The organism is Natronoarchaeum sp. GCM10025703 (assembly GCF_042661985.1).
GTDB lineage: Archaea > Halobacteriota > Halobacteria > Halobacteriales > Natronoarchaeaceae > Natranaeroarchaeum.
On sequence record NZ_JBHSZF010000002.1, the window covers coordinates 290,685 to 310,097 of the forward strand.

The following is a 19,413-nucleotide window of genomic DNA, read 5'->3' on the forward strand; positions in this document are numbered from 1 at the left end:
AACTGTTACCCCGTCTGTTCGGCAGTCTCCGTATTCTCCGCCCCCAGCAGGGCCGATGCGATAGAGGCGTTCGCCCCGGCGAACGCGTTCAGAATATGGAGGGCAGCGAGTGCGAGCAGGGCCCCAGCGGGCACTGCAACCGCCTGTTCAGTCGTGGTCTCGATGCTCTGTGCGACCTCCCAGCTGCCGACCGTGATGTTGAACGCGCCGTCGGGGAACACCGGCGTCAGCATCAGTTCGATGCCCGTTCCGAGGAAGGTGACCAGGAGAATAAACGAGAGTATGCCAATCCAGAACTTGAGAGCCACGAAGCCCAGCCCTCGCCACGTGGAGGCGGCCTGGATATACGCCTTCACAGTTCCGACGATACCCTCCCCGCTTTTCTGGACATCATCCGGAGCCGCGATGTTCGTTCCGAGGAGCGCGTTCGCGAGACCGCGCTCAAACGAGGCGATGTAGCGGAGTCCGATCACCGTTACCAGCAGGATGCCTGCCCGACGATCAGCACCGACAGCCCGAGGCCAAGCGCGAATCCAACCGTCAGGAGCACGTAGTATGCCAGCCCGAGGGGAAGGCAAGCATGAGGTACAGCAGGTTCTTGTACGTCTGTGCGTCCGCGACTACTCCAACGATACCCGAGATGCCGTCTCCAGTAGTTGCACTGGCGCTCGTTGATTGGCCCATCTCGTCATGGGATACGACGACAACAAATAAAGCGTACTTGCAGAGTTTCGGAGCGTGAAACTCCGCTCCGGAACGGGTCAGTGATCATACCGATCATTCTGCCCGTTCTATTCGTTTCGTTCGTTTTGTTCGTTTCTCACAACCCCTCTCAATCCCGTATTGGGGTTTCTCTCCGGCTCGTCGGCGGTGCCGCGGCGACGATCGACGTCGCACAGACAACACGGTCACTTCCCCGATTCGGACACAGATCGAAGACTCAGCTATCTACCACAGGGTCGAGCGATTTCATCGAGAAGTCAGACTTCGAGCAGTAGCGCTCGGCCAGATCCATCAGCGCCCGCGTTCGGCGGATATCTGCGACGTTGTGCAGTACGACCGCCTCGAACTCGCCGGCCTCCCAGGTGTCGACGGCCTCCGCGCTGTCCTCGAACGGATCGAAGTCACTTAGCCCGTCCCCGAGGAGTTCGTCGTAGACCTCCACGAGCGCGTTTTCCGTCGTGTTAAATCGGGATTCGAAGACCTCCATCGCCTCGATGTATGGGATGTCCTCGAACGGCCAGCCGAGGTCGTGGTAGTTGAGTCGCGTCCGGAGAAAGGGGAGATCGAAGCCGCCGTTCCACGTCTCGCCGTTGTACGCAACGAGTTTGATCTCCCGGTCGGAGAGCGTCGACTCGACGAAGGCGGCGACCGCTTTCAGGAGTGCGTACTCGCTCTCGTGCACCGAGAACGATACGGGGGTTCCCACCTCGTTGTTGATCCGTTGTTCGAGATCTGGCGGACACGTCTCACCGTCGGTGTTGAGAAACACGCGGGAGCTGATGGCTGCGTCGAAGCCGACGACCGTCAGCCGGTCCGTCGTCCCGAAGCCGGTCGTCTCGATGTCGAACGCGACGGTCGCCAGTCGTGTCATCGCGGGGGCCGGTCAGTTCGGTCCTCCGTGCGTTCCTGTCGGTCGCGTACCGTTTCGAGCGCCTCCTCCAGGTCGTCGAGCCGTTCGTCGTGGGCATCCAGCCGTGTCTCCTGTTCGAGGTCGATGCTGAGAAGCGCCGGCAGGAGCGGGTTCTGGTGGTTCAACAGCCCGCTGGCGTCGGCGTGCTCGCGAGCGTACATGAATAGCTGATCGAAGCGGGGCTGGTCGCGACGCCGGAGCGCTCGCCGGAACGTCGCCCAGCGCTCCTCGATGGCCCGCAATGCGTCCCGATACGTCGGATTGGTTCGGCCCATCGTCACCGCCCTCCAGTTCCCGCTGCGGTCCACGCGTCGAGTAACGGGTTCGCCGTGAGCGTCGCTGTCTCGCCGGCAGCCGTTACACCCGTGCCGACGCCCCCGGCTTCCTCCCTCCCAGAGGGTCTCGCCGGCTCCACCCCGACCTGCGTTGCCCGGGCGTCGAGTAGTTGCCGCCAGTAGGCGAACGTGGTCTGGTAGTACGCCCCGCCGTCGACAGGATAGACGAGCGTCTCGAACTCGTCGCCGACGAACCGGGGCCCCATCCGGGTCTGCTCGCACTCCAGACGCTGATTGGCAGCCGTTGCGACCGGTTCGGTGAACTCGTCGACGCTACTGCGAGTGACGAGCACCGGCACGTCGTAGCCGTCGGCGTAACTGGCCAGCCGTGCGAGCGTCCGCGCCTGCAGCGTTTCCGCGTGTGCCGCCCCGAGCGTGTCGTCGCCCCGATACTGCGCGTCGACGGCTGGCGCGACGATGAGCGAGGGGGTATGCGGCGACGAGCCCTCGTCACGGTCGGGCGGTCGTCGATGTCGTCCGGCGGCAGCGGTCGTTTCCCGGATAGACTGATTCACCGCTGTCGGGAGGTCACAGACCGCGCCGTAGTGCTGGTAGGCGGTGAAGCCGCGGGCGACGTGGATGCGGTCGAGCAGCCGCCGGCTGGGTGCGATCCGGCTGAGCGTAGTCGTGGTCGCGTGGCCGTTCGCGTCGACCCAGAACGCAGGCCCATCGTGCAGGAGTAGATGGTCGAGAACGAGCGACTGGAGTACCGGGACGCCTCGCCCGCCGTCGACGTCCAGAAGCGTGATCCCGTCGTCGAGCGAGGGAAGCAACCGGTGCTCGCTTGCCGGATCGGCGCGGTCGACGAGGTCCTGATTGCGATCCGCTCCGCGAGTCGGTCGGTCGACTGCCAGTCGGCTCGGCGTCGATTGGGACTTTTCGTGCATACTCCACTAGATGCCCACAGCCCCGATAAGCCGCGGTGTGTCGTTTCCGGATTTCTGGAAACACTGTCGTGAGGGCCGATTACGGCACTACCGCCGTGTTTCTGTAGCCCGGTAGGGTGTTTCCGAAAACGGTTCTCGGAATGGACTGTCACGACTCCGACCCACGTAGACCGCTGGCTTCGAGCCATGCCGCTCGTCGACGATGTCGGACGGGAGCAGTCGATGAGAGGTCGGCGCTACTGCGCTCCCGGAGTCAATCGCTCGTATATGTTGAGACGGCGGAGACCATCCTCTATCCCTCCCGCAATGAGCAGGATGCCCAGATACAGGAACCAGGCCCCGAAGTAGAGTGCGTGGGGGTCCTCCACACTCGCTGTGAACTCTGCCCGGACGTCGAGGATGATAAACAGCACCAGTAGCGTCGCCGGCGCAATTAGCTGATGACGGACCAGGAGATAGAGCGGCACAGCCGCGAGTATCCACATTCCGACAGCACCGAACAGGAACAACAACCACTCGAAGCCACCCGAAAGCGTCACCCCGAGGCGGGCGGCAAACCAGGTCATTACCGCAGCATGCACTAGTCCACCCACAGCAGCGATCGCGGTCGCCCGCCGCTGGCTAGCGGGAATCGACAGCCACGAGACGGCCTCGGGTACCGACGGAAGCGGCTCCCACGTGTTCCGGACGACGTACTCGAGGACCGCGAGGAACACGAACCCGACCGTCCAGACTGACGCATTGACCATGTAGCGCACGATGTAGAGGCCGTTCTCCACCACCATGATGCCGGTTGGCTCGGCAAGCCCCTCGAGTTCGGCGACGTCGCGAAAGGTGGGGCCCGGCGGTGTAAGCTCCATCCAGAGGACGTATCCAGTCGTGAGGAGCAGCGCGAGGACGGGTGTGACGAGGCGATGTCGCATCGCGAGCCATACTGGAACCGCCGCCACGACGACCAGGCCACCGTATCGCCAGCCGACTCCGAGAAGCGAATAGTTCGATAGGCCGACATCGTATCCAAGCCCGGCGGCAACGACGAGGAGTCCTCCCGCGTGCACCAGGCCGAGAGCGAGACTGATCGATAGCGCTCGTCTGGAGGGCATACGTTCGACTTCGTCTGCATCCGGCTTTGTTGTTACCCCTCGCCGGGGACGTAGTCTACAGGCGGAGCAGGCTGAGTGCCTCGTGGTCCTACGGAAATCAAAGATTACCGTGATGACGAGAATCAAAGATTCTCGAACCACCTGACCCCGAGGCAATTCACCTCACCACCGAGACCGAACTGCTTCCGAAAAGAGTGTTTCAAAATCGGCTGTTCCTGCCGTATTGAAATCCTCACTAAGTTATATATTTCAGAAGCCGTACTGGATACAGAGTGCATGTTTCGGACCAAGCCCTGCCTGAATTCAGGTCGTACAATTGGGCAGTACAGGTCTGTATCGAGCAGTCTAAAAATCTGTCCGATCAAGATTCGGCTTTGAATGTCCCGTCCTATACGCCACACTCACTGCCGCCGAACTCTATCCCCATTTCACTTTCACTGGAGTGGATATATAAGAAGAAGTTGTTCTTGGAACTCTCGCGCTGGTTGCACGTTACCTCGTAGCGACCCCGATAGGTTTCGCCGTCGAGGATCACTCGGGCGTTAATGGCGTCGCCGTTTTTCACCTGTGTCACTTCCTGCAGGTGGACCCCCGGTGGGTCCTCGTGATCGGGGCCGTTCGCGGCGATGTCGACCCGGCCGTCGATTAGCTTCTCCTCGTCGTTCTTGCGGAGCGTGAGTTCGGCTGTGTACTCCCGTTCCCGCCAGTTGGTGATGCCGAAGTGGAACGGACCTGCATCTTCGAGAATCGAGGAACAGCCAGCCGTCACTGCAACACTCCCGCTTCCCGCCGTTGCGAGAAACTGTCGTCGGTTCATGTCAAATCCTTGTGGCGGTCCAGAAATAAATGCTCTCAAAGATCAAACCTCGGTTTGACCTTTCGGCAACCCCGATTTACACGGGCTACGCGGAGGTAACGGTATCCAGGTCGAACAGTTGCAGATCGTCCCGCTCGGACACGGCTTCCTGTACGGACCGCGTTGCCCCGCTACGGGTGAATAACGCGTATTCCGTGTCGGTGTCGCCGGTCTCCGGCGTCCCTCGGCTCTCTGCAGCATGCTCTTCGAGTGAGGCGAGGGCGCTGTAGTCGAGCGGCGAGTTGATGAACTTGCATTCCCCGACGACCATCGTGCCGTCTGTAGTGACTCCGACGACGTCAACCTCGTACTCGTTGTACCACCATCGACCGATATCGAGGAACGTCTCCTCCGGGTATAGCCTCGGCAGGGCATTCTGGCAAAGTCTCTCGAATTCCTGACTGACAAAATCCGGGACCTCCCGTTCGATCAGCCGCAAGCCTAAAAACACGCTCTTCGGGAGCGTAATCGTCGGGAAGGAACTCCTGGGCAGCGGCGAAGCCGAGCGGCCGGAGATCGAGTTTCTCCGTGAACCGTCCGTACAGGGGACTGTTCCCCAGTAGCGTCGCTTCCTCCATCATACTGATCGACGACCCGACCAGGACAAGTGTTCCTGACGTGTTCTGGAAGCGCTGGTCCCACAGGCGCTGGATACCTGATGGAAGGCTTTCGTCGGCATCGATGAGGGAGGGAATTCGTCGAGGACGACGATACCGCCCTGCTCACCGAGATACCCCAGGAGGGATTCCCAGCTCTGTTTGATCTCCGTGATCCCGGGAAACGTCTCGGCGGCGACATCGACGAACTCGTCGAGTTGTATCTGCGACGTGGTTTCCGTAGCCTGATAGACGACGGCGTCGTCACGGTCAGCAAGCGAGTGCTGGACGAGTTGAGTCTTCCCGAGACGCCGTCGGCCGAAAATAACGACTATCTCGGCATCGTCAGATTCGTAACACCCTCGTAGCCGCGAGAGCTCCTCTTCCCGATTCACGAAGTATCTCTGCGTTCGTTCGCCCGGAAATAATACTTCCGGATAGACTAATCTGGAATAGCCTATCTCAGAATAGCCTATTCTAAAATAGGCTAATTTGGCTCTGTTGAAATCCTCAGAGAGTTACATGTTCGCCGCATAATTCGACGAGATGAAGGCCCTCCCGAAGTCGCAGATTCTTCGTTTTACTGAGAAAGCGATCCATCTGGCACGCCGAGCAGTCTCTCGATACTCCTCGAAATTCTCCAAACACCGCTATACACTCCCGCAACACGTTGTTCTGTTGTGTCTCAAAGTTCGGAAGAACACAACCTATCGTGGCCTGCTTGACGAACTGATCGAGATGCCACGCATCCGTCGTGTTCTCGGGCAGCCGAGCTTCCTACGCCATCAACGCTCTGTAAGGCATTCAATCGACTTGATATGGCCGTATGGCGTATCATATTGACTCTCTCAGCGACGCTACTTCCGACGAGCGGAGTTGTTGGAGTTGATGCATCAGGGTTTGACCGCAGTCACGCTCTGAAACACTACACAAAACGCGCTGAACTTACGATTCAGCAGCTCAAGATGACGCTGCTGGTCGATGCGAAGGTAAACGCGATTCTCGATTTACACGTGACGACGACTCGGAAACACGATAGCCAGATTGCTCCGTCGTTGATCAAGCGCAATCCTGAGAATATTGACATTCTGCTCGGTGACAAGGGCTACGACGACCAGAAAATCAGGCGACTTGCCCGGCAACACGAGGTTCGGCCACTGATTAAGCATCGTGAGTTCACGCCACTCCATCGGGCATGGAACGCGCGCTTAGACACTAATCTCTACGGCCAGCGGAGTCAATCAGAGACGGTTAACTCAACGCTCAAGCGGAAGTACGGTGCGTTCGTCCGGTCACGACGCTGGTGGAAGCAGTTCCGCGAACTCGTTATAAAGTGTATCGTCCACAATCTGGAGCGAAGCCTCGCCACTTCACACGAAAGGGGCGAATGTCCATGATTCCGAGAGAAACAGACTGCTAAATATTGAGAGAAGGTATAGCACAGCACTACCGCCAGATGAATGTACTGCGGAACGGAAGTCACTCCTCCTCCCGGTGAAATCTACTCGGGTGTCTCAACATTCCACTCCTCGTATTCCGTGGAAAATTCACGCCCTGTACAATCCGTGTCCTCCAATCCAAACAGGCGGAATTCAACGTCTTCAAACGGAATTCCCCACACTCCAAGGTCAGGTGGGAACTGAGCATTCGACGCTATACTTGCGTATGCTTGCTGTTCCTCCTCTTCCGGAATCTCGTATAATTCTCCCGTGATGATAATGCTTCGCCAGATCGACTCGTCTTGAGCATCCTGTTCGTACACAGTGAGACAGACATTCGGATTCGATTCAAGAACTCGATTCTTCCGACCTTCGTATCCACCACCCCATTGCATTGGGAACACTGGTTTCTCGGAATCGTATCCAAAAGACATTGGAATCGCATATGGGTGCGCACTTTCAGCCATTGCGAGGACACCAATCCCTTGTCGAACGAGTACCTCGTCCATTTCTTCCTGTGTAAGACCCCTCATATGGGAAGAAAACTCGGCTGTATTGTCTTAGTGTTATTCCATCAGCAGTCAATTACCTCGGAAAATCGCTGTGCATTCAGCAAAATTGCTGAAACCTATCATCAATAAAGGATTTCAACAAGGCCGCTAATTTAGAATTGGCTATTTTTCCACTCAATAACGCCTCTCCACTACTGCGAGGTAGCCGTCGAGTCGACGAGCGAGTACTCCCGATCCCGACTCGTCCCCGCCGCTTCCAGAAGGTTGTACTGGGCCATCTTCGAGAGATACGTTCGGATGGTTCGCTTCGTTCGCGGATCGTCGATCTCCTCGGAGTAGCGGTCGTGGATCTCGCTCGGGCCCAGTGGGCCGTGCTCGCGAACGATCTCGTAGACCACCTGCTGGTGTGGGGTCAGCGAGTCGAGACTCTTCTGTCTGATCTGGGCGCGTGCATCGCCTGCGGCGTCGCGCAGGAGGCCGTCTGTGATGCGTTCGTGATTCTCGCGGTCGGCCGTGCTGGCTGCCGTTCGGAGGATCCCGATCGCGAGTCGCGCGTCGCCGGCGGCGGCGTCCGCGATGCGATAGAGTTGGTCGTCGTCGACGACGTCCGGATCGAGCCCCCACTTCGCGCGGGCGGCCAGGATGTCGTAGAGCTGTTCGTCGTGGTACTTGTCCATCCGGACGTGCTCGCTCGAGCGCAGGCGGCTCACGAGCCGGTCGTCGACGCGGCTGTACAGTTCCTCTTCCTTGTTGGCGATACAGATGATCGCAAACTGTGGGAGGCTGTGCAGATCGTAGAGGACGCCCGGATCCTCGAGTTGATCGACCTCGTCGAGAATGATGACGGCTCGGGGCCCGTCGTACTGCTGGAGCCGTTCGATCAGTTCGTCGTGCGGGGTCGACTGCCGATGGATGTCGATGGTCTTCCCCAGATCGTCGAGGATCTGGTAGAGCGCCCGAAACCGAGTGTAGTTCCGCCAGCAGTTCACGTAGGTCCCTTCGACGTCGAGGACCTCCTCGCGAAGGCGCTCGGTGACGAACTTCGAGATACAGGTCTTGCCCGTCCCGCTGGGCCCCGTGACGAGCGCGGTGTCAGCCGGTTCGCCGTTCGTGATCGGTTCGAGGACGCTCGAGAGGTGGTTCACTTGGGCGTCGCGATGCTCGACTTCCCGTGGAACGAAGCCAGCACGCAAGACGCGAGCATCGCGGATCATCTATCGAAGGTGTTTCGCGTCGAGTTGTAAAAGTGTATCTGGGCTGTTTCCGGAAAGAGGGAAGTTCGGCCTCTCGTAGCACCCAGGCGTTATCCAGTCCTGCGGTTGCTGGCTCCGAAACGCATCGCTTCCTGAAAGTTTCAGGGCAGTCTCTAGTTGCTGCCGAGTTGCCCTTTTAAGTAGAACCGTTCGACCTCGCAGTGGTCGTTCCACCGGCACTCGACGCCCTTGGTCATGTACAGCGAGTAGAACTCCTCGCCAGCCTGCTGGACCTCGGCGGCTGTGTACGGCTCCAGTTGTTTATCGGCCACGTCGTCCTCTGTGGGATAACACTGGGGGGCCAGCGAGAAGCGGTGATGACAGGCCGGACAGGTGAGCGGCCGGTGAAACTCCAGGTCCTCGGCGTACCGGTCGCGCGCCACGGCCGTCGCAGTGGCCTGGACCCACGTCGTCTGACAGTGCTCACAGGTTCCAGTTGCCGTCTCGAAGCCGAGCCAGTCCCCGTACTTCTCTCGTAGTTCTGCGCGAGCATCGTCCCGGTTGGCCGGATATCGAGCGTCGTCGGCCAGGATCGGATACCGGTCCGGTTGCATCGGAATCGCAACCGTCCCCTCTCCACAGCGACACTCTACGTGAAACACTTTCTCCCCGGCATCGGCTGTCGTCTCACTCATGGCCGTCCCGTCATGGTTCGTGCCACGGACAGATATACTGCTGGACGGCCGTGAGCCGACCTTCCGATCAGCGTCCGGTGAAGTAGTCGGCTGCCTGGGTTCCGGGACCGATTTCTTCGACGGGTTCGCCGTCACAGTTGCAACACTGGGGTGGTCTCTCGACGTCCGCATACACCGTCTCGCACGCACCACACATGAAAAACCGGAGTCCTAGCACAACAACACGTTGGGAACACGCGTTCAAATCGATGTCGGCGATACATGCCCGTTCGGCCGCTGTATCCATCACCCGCTACCTGATCGCAGTTCGGCACACTGATCCGGAGCGTACAAAACAGACACAGATCTTGCACGGCCCTAAATACCACTTTGCGGATCTGATCCAACCGATTTCACTCGGAGACGCCGACGACCTGCTTGCCGATGTTGTCCCCAGAGAACAGTCCGAGGAACGCGTCCGGTGCGTTCTCGAGTCCATCGACGATCGTCTCGCGATGGGTGAGATCGCCGGAGGCGACCCATGTACCGAGTTGTTCGCTGGCTTGCTCGAATCGGGTTGCGTAGTCACTGACGAGGAGTCCCTGTACTTTCGCACGAGATGCGATGAGTTGCGGGAGCTTTCGCGGCCCCGTCGGGACGTCTTCAGCGTTGTAGTGAGCGATCTGTCCGCAGACAGCGACCCGTGCGTCGAGATTCAGTTTCGTGAAGACCGCATCCGTGATCGGACCGCCAACGTTGTCGAAGTAGACGTCGACGCCGCCGGGTGCGGCATCGTCGAGTGCCGCCCGATAGTCGTCGACGTCTTTGTAGTTGATTGCGGCGTCGAAGCCCAGCTCGTCGGTGAGCCACTCGACTTTCTCATCGGAGCCCGCAAAGCCGACGACGCGACAGCCGTTTAGCTTCGCAATCTGGCCGACGACGGAGCCGACTGCACCGGCAGCACCGGACACGACGACTGTGTCGCCGGGAGTGGGCTCGCCCACGTCGAGCAGTCCGAAGTACGCTGTCCGACCGGGCATTCCGAGCGCGCCGAGGTAGGCGGGGAGGCCGGCGATAGTCGGATCGACGGGGGCGACGCTGTCAGCGTCGAGGAGGCTGTAGTCCGCCCATGTTCCGTTGCCCGTCACGAGGTCGCCAGTATCGTAGGTATCACTCTCGCTTTCGACGACTTCGCCGACGACAGCACCGTTCAGCGGTTCGCCGATATCCCACGGCTCCGCGTACGATTCAGCGTCCCGCATTCGACCCCGCATATACGGGTCGACAGAGAGGTAGCGTACCCGGACAAGCAGTTCACCGTGTTCCGGCTCCGGAACGCCGCCCTCGTGCAGCTCGAAACTGTCCATATCCGGCTCACCATCGGGACGCTCGGCAAACACCCACTCGCGGTTCAGAATCTCGCATGCCCCGCCGTACGCTTCCCGGACCGAAAACGGTGCTGTTTTGGATAGACTGGCCGCCCTCGGCTGGAAACTCGAACAGGACGGTCGGACCGAAACCGACGGCCGACCTCGGAACTGTTCCCGGGCTCAGGCGGAGCGCTCGCCCGGCGCGAGCCCGAACGGCTCGCCGCGAACGTGGTTCTCGACGAGCAGCAGGTACGCTGCCTGGCTCCACTGGAGGTTCGAGTTCCACCGGACCCGTCCGCTCCCGTCGACGCGCTCGGGGAGCAGGCCGGCACTGGTCGTCCACTCGATGGCATCCTCGAACACGTGGTCGGCGACTGCATCGGGATCGTTGCCGCCGAGCCACCGGGCCACGTCTGCGTACGCCTCGCACAGTGGCCACCCGCCATCCTCGGCGGTCCCCGTGGGTGTGTAGTGGTCGCCGGGATAGCGGCCCAGACAGGGCGTCTCTCCCGCTACCCACGGTTCCTCGTCGGCGAGCGAGAGCGTCGCCGAGATGGTCTCATCGCCGGCATCAACGACGTTCCACGGCCAGACAGCCATGAACGCAGCGGCGTCCGGTCGGGCGTCAGCCGGCGGGTCGGACGAGGTCTCCGGGCTGTCGGCGGTGACGAACGCGTCACCGTACGGCGTGGATTTGAAACAGTACTGTTCGATGTTCTCCGCCCAGACGTTTGCTCGGTTGCGACACCGCTCGGCGAACGTCGGGTCGCCGTGCGCCTCCGCGAGTTCGCTCATCGCGCGAAGCCCGGCGATCGCGGCGGCGGTGCCCTCGGTGCTGTGCCCCCAGATCTCCTCCCACGGATCCTGGTGTTTCTCCGGGAAGCCGTACTGGTTGTCGTACGAGAGGAGGAACTCCGCCGCACGACGCGACATATCGTAGTGGGTGGCCAGCAGGTCGTCGTCGCCGGTCTCCTGCCAGACGAGCCAGTGGGCGTATATCGGCCCACCGACCTGGTCGAGCTGGAGCGCCCGCCAGTGCGGCTCGCCGGTGACGAAATAGTTCTGCCACCATGTCCCGTAGCGATTGATCCCCCGGCTGTCGACGACATCATTGATGATCTGGTTATCGTCGAACCACCGAAGCGCAAGCCGTGCCTCCTGCTCGGCGCCGGCCGCGATCAGCGCCTGCGTGATGATCACCTGATCGCGCGGCCAGATGAACTTGTACGTCATGTCGATCGGCTTGAACGCCCCCGCGATGACGCCACAACAGCCGTCCTGTGCGGATTTCATCGCCGTCAGCGACCGCTCGTACAGGCCGTTGACCGTGGAGTCGTCGGTCGGGCCGTCCGAGACAGTTGCGTGCCACGTCTCCCACGCGTCCGCGAACGATTTCCGCTCTGACTCGTACCCACGGTCGAGGACCGTCAGCGCGTGCTCGACTGCCGCATCGGCCCCGTAGCCGAAGCCGACACCGGTGAGCCAGGACGCCTCGTCCGTCTCGCCGACGTACAGTCCCACACCAACATCGAGGTTCCCCTCGCCCCGTTCAGTGTCGTCGATGAACCCGTCGGACCCCTCGTATATATCCGCCCACGCGCTCCGTCCCGGGCCCGTCGATACGCCGGTGTGGCCGATCCGGTTGCCGTCGAACTCCCGGCGGCCGTCGTGGTCCTGTGCGATCGCTAGCCACCGGTCGCCGTCCGTTGCGACAACCAGTTCGGCACCATCGCGCTCCGTGACGTACGCCTCCTGGACTGCGTTCGGGTCCTCGTGGTTGTGGCCCTGGATTCCGAGGTCGGTGACGGTGTAGAACGTTCGCTCTGCGACCGTCTCGAACGCGGCGTCAGTGCGGAGCAGCAGCGCACAGGTGTCGACGCTTGCGACGACATGCTGCGTGAGCGTCCCGGTCGATCCGGCCTCCTCGAAGCGGTTCTCGAGGGTTATCTCGGGGACTCGGCTCGACGCGAACGAGATGTCGCTCTCGACGGCATCGTCCCGGGCGTCCAGCGTGTGTCTCTCGTCCGCGTTCCACGCCAGCGTGTGGAGGTCGTAGAACAGTTCGATATCCGACCGAAACGCGGAGGTTTCCTCGATGATCGACCCGTGGCGGTCCTGCTCGGGGTCGTCGTACCGGTTCGCGGTCAACATGACGTTCGCGCCCTCGTCGTGTGGCGCGCTGAGGATGGCGTCCTTGTCGCTCGGTACATCCGGCGCGTTCGACTCGACTGGCATGGTTGGTCGACGACTGACTGATCAATAAAAGCGGGGCGACTGTGTAGCCTCGTTACCAACCCCCGGTCACTCGTCTTCCGATGACGAATCGACTAAGATACGGTTCAGACGGTGTATCGTTCTGCCAATGTAAGCAGTGTCACTGCTCCTGACTCAGGGTAACAGAAAATCCTGAATCGCCGTGACCACGCTGCCTGAGGAGTCCGTATTCGCTCGCTCTTCAGTAACTTGTTCGATTTCGTCGAACAGCGTTTTTACTCTACGTCCGATTTCGTCTCGAATCTCGCGGACGGTTTCCAAGTCCTGCCCCTCGGGATTAGTGAGATCCCATTCATATGATTCGACGCCATACTGGGCAGGATCAAATTCCGAAATGAAGCAACCCATCGTAATCAAGTAGTCAGTTTCCTTCAGGTCGTCAAGGTCGGCGATCCATTTCGGACTCCGGCCTGAGATATCTATTCCAACCTCGCCCATCGCTCTGACGACCTCTTCGTGAACGGTATCGCCCGGCTCTGTCCCCCCAGAGTGTATTTCGATGACATCCTCTAAATCTCGCTCGGAGCGCTCACGCTCGGCGAAGGCGGCTGCTATCTGGCTCCGCCCTGCATTGTGGACACAAACGAAATCAAGCCGGATCTGGTCATTCGACACCATAGTAGGGAATAGACTTGCATGTATAAAATGGATTATATGAGGCGTACATATTCATATATACTTTTGACGCCGCCAGCATTCCGTACGACTTCTGCATAGCGGCTGTATCACCGCCGAGAACGTGAAATGAACAATGTCGCTTGGGTAATTCCCTTTCTGTATCATCTCGATGACAATCAGAGACGCCTACGAGACGACGTTCGACGAGAAGGCACGGTGTAAAACAACGACAAGCAAACCCCCGAGTGCAGTGGACAGGTGCGATCGAGCGGAACCGAGAGCGACAGCAAGGCCGTCACTGAGTGGAGCGATGCCCGCAGGCCCATGTATGTCAGCCCTCAGCCATTCTGGTTCGCTGGAGCGAACAATTGAGGGGCAGGCGGCAGTACAAAAACCGTCGCCCATCGGATTCCCGGCGGCCGCAGGCGCCAATGTGACCACCCGAATTCGGACGCCAGCAGGGAGAACAGTGGTGGGGCGAAGGGTATCTGTGAGCGCATGAGTCTCATCGATGTCAAGCCACTCGCTGGGCAGCTTAGCTCCCGACATACTCCGTCATCTCTGCTCGCTCCGGAGCGACCCCGCCGGCCGGTATCATTCGCCGTCGTCGAACGAGTTCGCCTCTGCGGTGAGCGACTCTGCAATCTCCGACAGCCACGCCTCCCGATCGCTTGCGTCGACGAATGCTGACGCCGCCCCAGCAGCATCGGCGCCGTGGTCGAGACTCGCCAGGAGATCGACTTCAGTCGTGTGAGCAATGCGGCCCGGGAGAGCGCCGACATCGCTGGCGACGCTTCGGGTGTGACTGCGACTGCCACCGGTCAGGACGTCATTGTCCAGGTACAAATTGACCTGCTCACGGAGAACATTCTCCAGACGCTCGTCATCGCGCTGGTCGTCATCCTCGCTCTCATGATCGTCCTGTACCGGGTTAAGGAGGGGACGGCCAGTCTCGGCGCACTGACTGTGCTTCCGATCGGGATGGTGGTGGCGTGGGTGTTCGCTGCGATGTTCTTGCTAGACGTGCCATTGACGCTGTTCACAGCGTTACTCATGAGTTTGGCCATCGGTCTCGGAACGGACTATACGATCCACATCAGCGAGCGGTTCGCACAGGAACTGGAGGGAACGCGGAAGTGGCGGAAGCGCTCGAAACGGCTGTCGCGGGGACTGGCGGCGCACTGCTCGGCAGTACTGTCACGACGGTTGCTGCCTTTGCCACACTCTCGCTCTCAACATTCCCCCGTTGCGCCAGCTGGGCATGCTGGTAGCGATAGCCCTGCTTTGCTCGTTCGTGATGGCAGTGTTCGTACTGCCGAGTCTCCTCACGCTGTGGGTGCGATATGTGGGGTGGGAGCCGACATCTCCCGAGACGAAGTCCTCCGCTCCCCCGAGTGAAACCGAAGCGATGTCTGATGACGGGTTCGACCGGCGGTCCGAGACCAGCGGCGGCGGCAAACGTGACTGAGGACAGTCCAGAGCCGGCCAAACCTGGCGTTCCAAAGGGCTCCAAGTCGTTCGATGCACTGTACGATCGCTCGGTCGAATCACTCCTGAACGTCCCTGTATCAGACGAATGTGTAGACTCGACGGGCGGCCGGACCCACCTGCTCACTGCTGGTGATCCCTCCGCGTAGCCAGTGATCGTCTTTCAAGGGGGCAACGTGACGACCCCGGTGATCTTGTCCTGGGTACAGAAGGTGGCTGATGACTACTATCTCATCGCGCCGGATACCCCAGGCCAACCTGGAAAGACGGCTGTCGATATGTCCGCCAATCTCGGGCCGTGGGTCGTTGAGGTCCTCGACGAACTGGGACTCGACAGCGTGGCAATGCTTGGAATCTCCCACGGTGCCGGAATCGCTTTGGAGGCTGCTGTCGAAGCACCGACCCGGATCAACGCCGCTGCGTTGATCGCCCTCTCCGGCTTTGGAACGTCGCTCTCTCTCTGAATCTCGTGCGGATTATTCTCAGATAATAAATTCGAGATCGAAGAAGGGAGCGGCGACGACGCACAGCAAAACGAGGATTGCCGCGAAACGGAGTACGCCTACCGCCTGTAGCTGGGTCTCTGGGAGGGACTCGGCGATTCCGGACAACGCAGTTCCGACGATAATAAATAGTAACCACCGGGTTTCGCCAGCGTCGCCGACGCTCCAAGCATACACGAACATGCACAAGAAAGTAAGCGACACGCCGAACTGAAAGAGTGCCATAGGACGGCCTTGTGGCTCGTTGAACAGCACCTCGCTGATATAGGGGACCATAAGCGACGCGTTCCTGCTTAAGATACAAAATAATTCCTCAACGCGATCCCAGTAAAACATCCTCTCTCATGCTACGCGATTCCTCTGCAGAGACGGTAGGTGACATACTGCGAGATGCGCAGTCTTCAGCGAACAGCTGTTTTGGAGGAGAATATGTCTGAAGAAGAGGATTTCAACAAAGCCCTGTATTCCAAAATTCAGCCCAACGACTGTTGCGCGTGGTTAGCTGGCATAAAATTGCGAATTGATGGGGTAGTGTAACTGTTACAGATCCCAGTATCTATAAGTAACTACCAGTAGTAAACAGTAACATCAGATGCCACGGTCGTACTCAATTGGCGAGTTCGCAGAGGAACTCGGTGTTCACGCTCAAACCGTCAAACGCTGGTGTCGGAACGACGACCTCGATTACACCCGAACACCGGGCGGTGAACGACGTATTCCACACCGGGAACTCCGTCGACTTGCTGGTGATACTCGTCCGACAGACCGTGTTGCACTCTACGCTCGTGTCTCCAGTCACGGCCAGAAAGACAACGGCGACCTTGACCGGCAACTCGACCGACTTACAGACTACGCCCACGAACACGGGTGGAGCGTCGAAAACACCTACACCGACGTTGGCAGTGGCCTCAACGAAGACCGTCGTGGCCTCAACTCACTCCTTGATGACGTACGAGAAGCCAACTATGGACGCATTCTCGTCACTTACGAAGATAGACTTACTCGCTTTGGCTTCTCGTATCTCGAACGGTACTTCGAGTGTTACGGTGCCACCATCACCGTTATCGAAGACGAGACGGACAAATCAGCACAGGAAGAACTCGTTGATGACCTCATCAAGCTCGTCGCCAGCTTCTCCGGCAAACTCTACGGTATGCGTTCGTCAAAAAAACAACAGATCGTCAACACCGTCGAATCCGAGGTGAAACCCGATGAGTGACCACCTCTCGCTCCCGATTCGCCTCCCAGATGAGGACAAAAAACGATTCGAGCGACTGGCAACACTCACACAGAGTGTCGCCAATCATGTCCTCAAAGATCACTGGTCGCCAGTCCATCTAGACGGCATTTCCGAGGCATCGCATCAAGCGTGGAAATACTTCGATGAACACGAACCGTTCGAAGAACTTGGCCTGTATCTTCCCTCGCGGTTTCGACGGTGCATCTTGCAGAAAGTCGGTGAAACGCTCCGCAGTCACGCCGACCGCCGAGACGCCTTTCAGTCCATCCAGTGCGTGTTGCCCGACCACAAAATCCGACGCATCCACCGTCGTCGCATCAAAGATCAGCTCTGGGAGGGCGGCGACTACCTCTCGTCAGGCTACGTGGACATCCTCATCGACCAACTCAACAGCTACTACGACCGCCACGGCACGTATCCAAACAGGTATCTTGAGATGCAGGACTCCCCGGAGTATGACAACGGAGTACTTCCGTTCTCTGCGGATGACGGCCCAACCAGCGGCCAAGCCGTCAAATACCAGTACGACTCCAGTAGCGAGACGCTGACCATCCGACTCAAAACGCCAGACACACTTTCACCGGAGACACGGGGCGATTGGTCGTGGACAGAGTACGAGCGCGACGGCTACGAGGCATTTCACGATCTACTTTCCTACGGCGATCTCTCGGCTCCCGAGTTCCAGCCGTCTCGTCGCAAAACTGGTGACGCCTACTACGAACTTTCGTTCCCCGTCGAAGTTGAACACGCAGAGGCGACTGACGGCACAGACTGCGTACTGGCGCTCGACGCCGGGATGCGAAAAGACATGACTGCCGTGGTGGTGACTGACGACGGCGAACAACTGTCCACGCCACAGTTCATCCAGTTCACTGACCGCGAGAAGATGCGACGACTCCACCGTGAACGAACGCGCCTGAACGACCGCCTTGCCGCGTTGCGCCGTGACGGTCGCTCGCATACTGACGAGTTCGCTCATATCCAGAGCGAATACGAACGGGTGAACAACAAGATTCGACACAAGCGCGAGCAATTGACACACGACGTGGCCAACCAAGTCCTCGCACTCGCCCTCGTCTACGACGTGGACGCGATAGTTCACGAGGATTTGCGCTCGCTTTCTCCGCCGAGTGGCGAAGGCGCGTTGTCGTGGGAGCTGTCGTCATGGGCACGACGGAACATCATCGAGAACATCGAGTATCGGGCAGAGAGTGCTGGTCTCGCTGTTGAGCGAGTCTACCCGGAGGGAACGAGTCGGTCGTGTCCTCGGTGTGGCTCGACCGGTCACACCTGCAAGTCACCCGATCATCACCACGGACAGTGGTGGGGCGGGCATTTTCGGTGTGATAACGCCCGGTGTGGCTTTGAGGGCGACCGCGACTACATCGGGGCGCTGAACGTGGCTCGCGTGTTCTTCAGCGAGACGGACGAGCTGACCACGGTTTCACGTCCTCCTATACGGGGGATTCTGAAATCGTGCAGCTGGCCGTTCCGCTGGCACGCGGCTCACGTTCGGGGCTGGCATCGTTGCCTACGAACCCGAACAGGTAGCGGCGACCGCTGGTGGTGGGTCGGCTGTCATAGCGCCCGCTGTCGCCTTGCCCGAGTCGAATGCGGATGGTAGTGATGGACGTGGCCCAGTCGTCCAACAGTGTACCCGTTTCCTACGGTGTGCTACTGAAAGCTACTGAAAATTGGAACGGTTGAAGTCCGCGAACAGCGTCTACGAGTCGGCTGATTGCATTCTCTATATTCTGGAGGAGAAAACGGACCGTCCGCAAAGATCGCTCTAAGTAGTGCTCCACCGCGGCGTCGCTCGGTAGCGCGAGGCCCACCGATTGCCGTGTGTCACTCGGTCGCTCGGAAGTGAGCATCGAGGCGTTTGGCCCACGATTCGTTGGCGTCGCGCGTTCGACCGGCGATGTGGGGCGTATGGACGACGTTGTGCCGGTCGAGCAGCGGGTCGTCCAGCGGCAGCGGCTCCTCGTCCCAGACGTCGGCAGCCAGCGCAATCTCGTCGTCGAGGACGCGCTCGCGGACCGCTTCCATGTCGATCACGCCCGCGCGGGTGATCAGGACCACAACGCAGCCCTCGGGAAGCGCGTGAACGTGCTCGGCCGTGATCAGCCCCTCGGTAGCGTCGGTCAGGGGGACCGTCGGCGCGAACACCTCGGCGTCCTCGACGAGTGCTTCGAGCGAGTGCACCCGGTCGGCACCCGAGCGGTGGAAACAGGGCTCGTCGGCGTAGGGGTCGTAGGCTGCGACGTCCGCACCCAGCGAGTCGACGGCGTCGGCGTACGTGCTGCCGATGTTTCCGACGCCGGCTATCCTGACGCGGGTGCCGGCGACGGTGCCGTTCGTAAACGCGGGATCGTCCGCGAACTGATGGCCGTTCGCGCCCGGCACCTCGTTGTCGAGCTTTTCGAGGTCCCACGGGGCGTGGCTCTCGATCATCCCGGCGTGCTTTTGTGGGATCTTTCGGAGGGCGTCGATCGTCAGGCCAAGGCCGAACTCGGCAACCGACTGCGCCCAGAACCCCTCGTCGGTGTGGTCATGGACGGCGACGTCGCGGCTCTCGAGGCGCTCGTGTGCGTCGCCGTCGACGGCGTACATCGAGTCGGTCATGACGAACGCCGACTCCAGCGCGGTGAGCTGCTCGGCGTCAGTCTCGGTGACTGGCACGCCCAGCGCC

20 protein-coding genes and 2 pseudogenes are annotated in these 19,413 nt (G+C 59.9%); 6 read left to right on the forward strand and 16 right to left on the reverse strand.

Annotated features, from left to right (window positions below; all coding sequences use genetic code 11):
• Positions 1-5: 5 nt before the first annotated feature.
• From ACFQH2_RS18520 to ACFQH2_RS18555, 8 genes and pseudogenes are all read right to left on the reverse strand, one after another.
• Complete coding sequence (locus ACFQH2_RS18520) at positions 6-578, reverse strand: sensor domain-containing protein (RefSeq protein WP_377077096.1); 573 nt, start codon at positions 576-578, stop codon at positions 6-8.
• Positions 541-684, reverse strand: coding sequence for a hypothetical protein (locus ACFQH2_RS18525; RefSeq protein ID WP_377077097.1), 144 nt, complete (start codon positions 682-684; stop codon positions 541-543). The genes ACFQH2_RS18520 and ACFQH2_RS18525 overlap by 38 nt, the downstream gene beginning before the upstream one ends.
• 256 nt (positions 685-940) lie before the next feature.
• On the reverse strand, positions 941-1,594 hold the full coding sequence (locus ACFQH2_RS18530) for a hypothetical protein (RefSeq protein ID WP_377050723.1): 654 nt from the start codon (positions 1,592-1,594) through the stop codon (positions 941-943).
• A complete protein-coding gene (locus ACFQH2_RS18535) occupies positions 1,591-1,908 on the reverse strand; it encodes a hypothetical protein (protein ID WP_377050725.1) in 318 nt (105 codons plus the stop codon). The genes ACFQH2_RS18530 and ACFQH2_RS18535 overlap by 4 nt, the downstream gene beginning before the upstream one ends.
• A 2-nt stretch (positions 1,909-1,910) precedes the next feature.
• Positions 1,911-2,855 carry a hypothetical protein gene (locus tag ACFQH2_RS18540; RefSeq protein ID WP_377050727.1) on the reverse strand — a complete coding sequence of 315 codons (945 nt, stop codon included), beginning with the start codon at positions 2,853-2,855 and terminating at the stop codon, positions 1,911-1,913.
• 236 nt (positions 2,856-3,091) lie between these two features.
• Complete coding sequence (locus tag ACFQH2_RS18545; RefSeq protein ID WP_377050729.1) at positions 3,092-3,958, reverse strand: hypothetical protein; 867 nt, start codon at positions 3,956-3,958, stop codon at positions 3,092-3,094.
• Positions 3,959-4,346: 388 nt separating this feature from the next.
• On the reverse strand, positions 4,347-4,775 hold the full coding sequence (locus ACFQH2_RS18550; protein ID WP_377050731.1) for a hypothetical protein: 429 nt from the start codon (positions 4,773-4,775) through the stop codon (positions 4,347-4,349).
• An 85-nt stretch (positions 4,776-4,860) separates the two neighbouring features.
• Positions 4,861-5,805, reverse strand: a pseudogene (locus ACFQH2_RS18555) (ATP-binding protein).
• Between the two features lie 151 nt (positions 5,806-5,956).
• Here ACFQH2_RS18555 and ACFQH2_RS18560 point away from each other — a divergent pair.
• Positions 5,957-6,807 (forward strand): annotated as a pseudogene (locus ACFQH2_RS18560) (IS5 family transposase).
• A 104-nt stretch (positions 6,808-6,911) separates the two neighbouring features.
• Here the strand turns inward: ACFQH2_RS18560 and ACFQH2_RS18565 are convergent.
• From ACFQH2_RS18565 to ACFQH2_RS18590, 6 genes are all read right to left on the reverse strand, one after another.
• Entirely contained in the window at positions 6,912-7,382 is a 471-nt protein-coding gene (locus ACFQH2_RS18565; protein WP_377077098.1) for a pyridoxamine 5'-phosphate oxidase family protein, read from the reverse strand.
• A gap of 170 nt (positions 7,383-7,552) precedes the next feature.
• Entirely contained in the window at positions 7,553-8,575 is a 1,023-nt protein-coding gene (locus tag ACFQH2_RS18570) for a Cdc6/Cdc18 family protein (protein WP_377050737.1), read from the reverse strand.
• A gap of 152 nt (positions 8,576-8,727) precedes the next feature.
• Complete coding sequence (locus ACFQH2_RS18575) at positions 8,728-9,249, reverse strand: hypothetical protein (protein WP_377050739.1); 522 nt, start codon at positions 9,247-9,249, stop codon at positions 8,728-8,730.
• A 392-nt stretch (positions 9,250-9,641) separates the two neighbouring features.
• Positions 9,642-10,595 (reverse strand): NADP-dependent oxidoreductase, encoded by a 954-nt coding sequence (locus ACFQH2_RS18580; protein WP_377077099.1) that lies wholly within the window; start codon positions 10,593-10,595, stop codon positions 9,642-9,644.
• A 183-nt stretch (positions 10,596-10,778) separates the two neighbouring features.
• Positions 10,779-12,833 carry a glycoside hydrolase family 15 protein gene (locus ACFQH2_RS18585; RefSeq protein ID WP_377050743.1) on the reverse strand — a complete coding sequence of 685 codons (2,055 nt, stop codon included), beginning with the start codon at positions 12,831-12,833 and terminating at the stop codon, positions 10,779-10,781.
• A gap of 153 nt (positions 12,834-12,986) precedes the next feature.
• Entirely contained in the window at positions 12,987-13,490 is a 504-nt protein-coding gene (locus ACFQH2_RS18590) for a low molecular weight phosphatase family protein (RefSeq protein ID WP_377050745.1), read from the reverse strand.
• 714 nt (positions 13,491-14,204) lie between these two features.
• Between ACFQH2_RS18590 and ACFQH2_RS18595 the strand changes: the two genes are divergently transcribed.
• From ACFQH2_RS18595 to ACFQH2_RS18605, 3 genes are read left to right on the forward strand one after another with little or no spacing between them, the layout of a single operon-like run.
• Positions 14,205-14,888, forward strand: a complete 684-nt coding sequence (locus ACFQH2_RS18595) for an MMPL family transporter (protein WP_377077100.1) — start codon at positions 14,205-14,207, stop codon at positions 14,886-14,888.
• A 17-nt stretch (positions 14,889-14,905) separates the two neighbouring features.
• On the forward strand, positions 14,906-15,127 hold the full coding sequence (locus tag ACFQH2_RS18600; RefSeq protein WP_377077101.1) for a hypothetical protein: 222 nt from the start codon (positions 14,906-14,908) through the stop codon (positions 15,125-15,127).
• 3 nt (positions 15,128-15,130) lie between these two features.
• On the forward strand, positions 15,131-15,442 hold the full coding sequence (locus ACFQH2_RS18605) for an alpha/beta fold hydrolase (RefSeq protein ID WP_377050749.1): 312 nt from the start codon (positions 15,131-15,133) through the stop codon (positions 15,440-15,442).
• Between the two features lie 18 nt (positions 15,443-15,460).
• Here ACFQH2_RS18605 and ACFQH2_RS18610 read toward each other — a convergent pair whose 3' ends face one another.
• Entirely contained in the window at positions 15,461-15,757 is a 297-nt protein-coding gene (locus ACFQH2_RS18610) for a hypothetical protein (protein WP_377050751.1), read from the reverse strand.
• Between the two features lie 316 nt (positions 15,758-16,073).
• Here ACFQH2_RS18610 and ACFQH2_RS18615 point away from each other — a divergent pair, with 316 nt between their 5' ends.
• Both ACFQH2_RS18615 and ACFQH2_RS18620 read left to right on the forward strand, forming a co-directional pair.
• Positions 16,074-16,700: an IS607 family transposase gene (locus ACFQH2_RS18615; RefSeq protein WP_377050753.1), complete on the forward strand. Its 627-nt coding sequence runs from the start codon at positions 16,074-16,076 to the stop codon at positions 16,698-16,700.
• Entirely contained in the window at positions 16,693-18,345 is a 1,653-nt protein-coding gene (locus ACFQH2_RS18620; protein WP_377077102.1) for a zinc ribbon domain-containing protein, read from the forward strand. Before ACFQH2_RS18615 ends, ACFQH2_RS18620 begins: the two co-directional genes overlap by 8 nt.
• A gap of 224 nt (positions 18,346-18,569) precedes the next feature.
• On the opposite strand, the gene ACFQH2_RS18625 is transcribed toward ACFQH2_RS18620, so the two are convergent.
• Positions 18,570-19,403 (reverse strand): NAD(P)-dependent oxidoreductase, encoded by an 834-nt coding sequence (locus tag ACFQH2_RS18625; RefSeq protein ID WP_377077103.1) that lies wholly within the window; start codon positions 19,401-19,403, stop codon positions 18,570-18,572.
• Between the last annotated feature and the right edge of the window lie 10 nt (positions 19,404-19,413).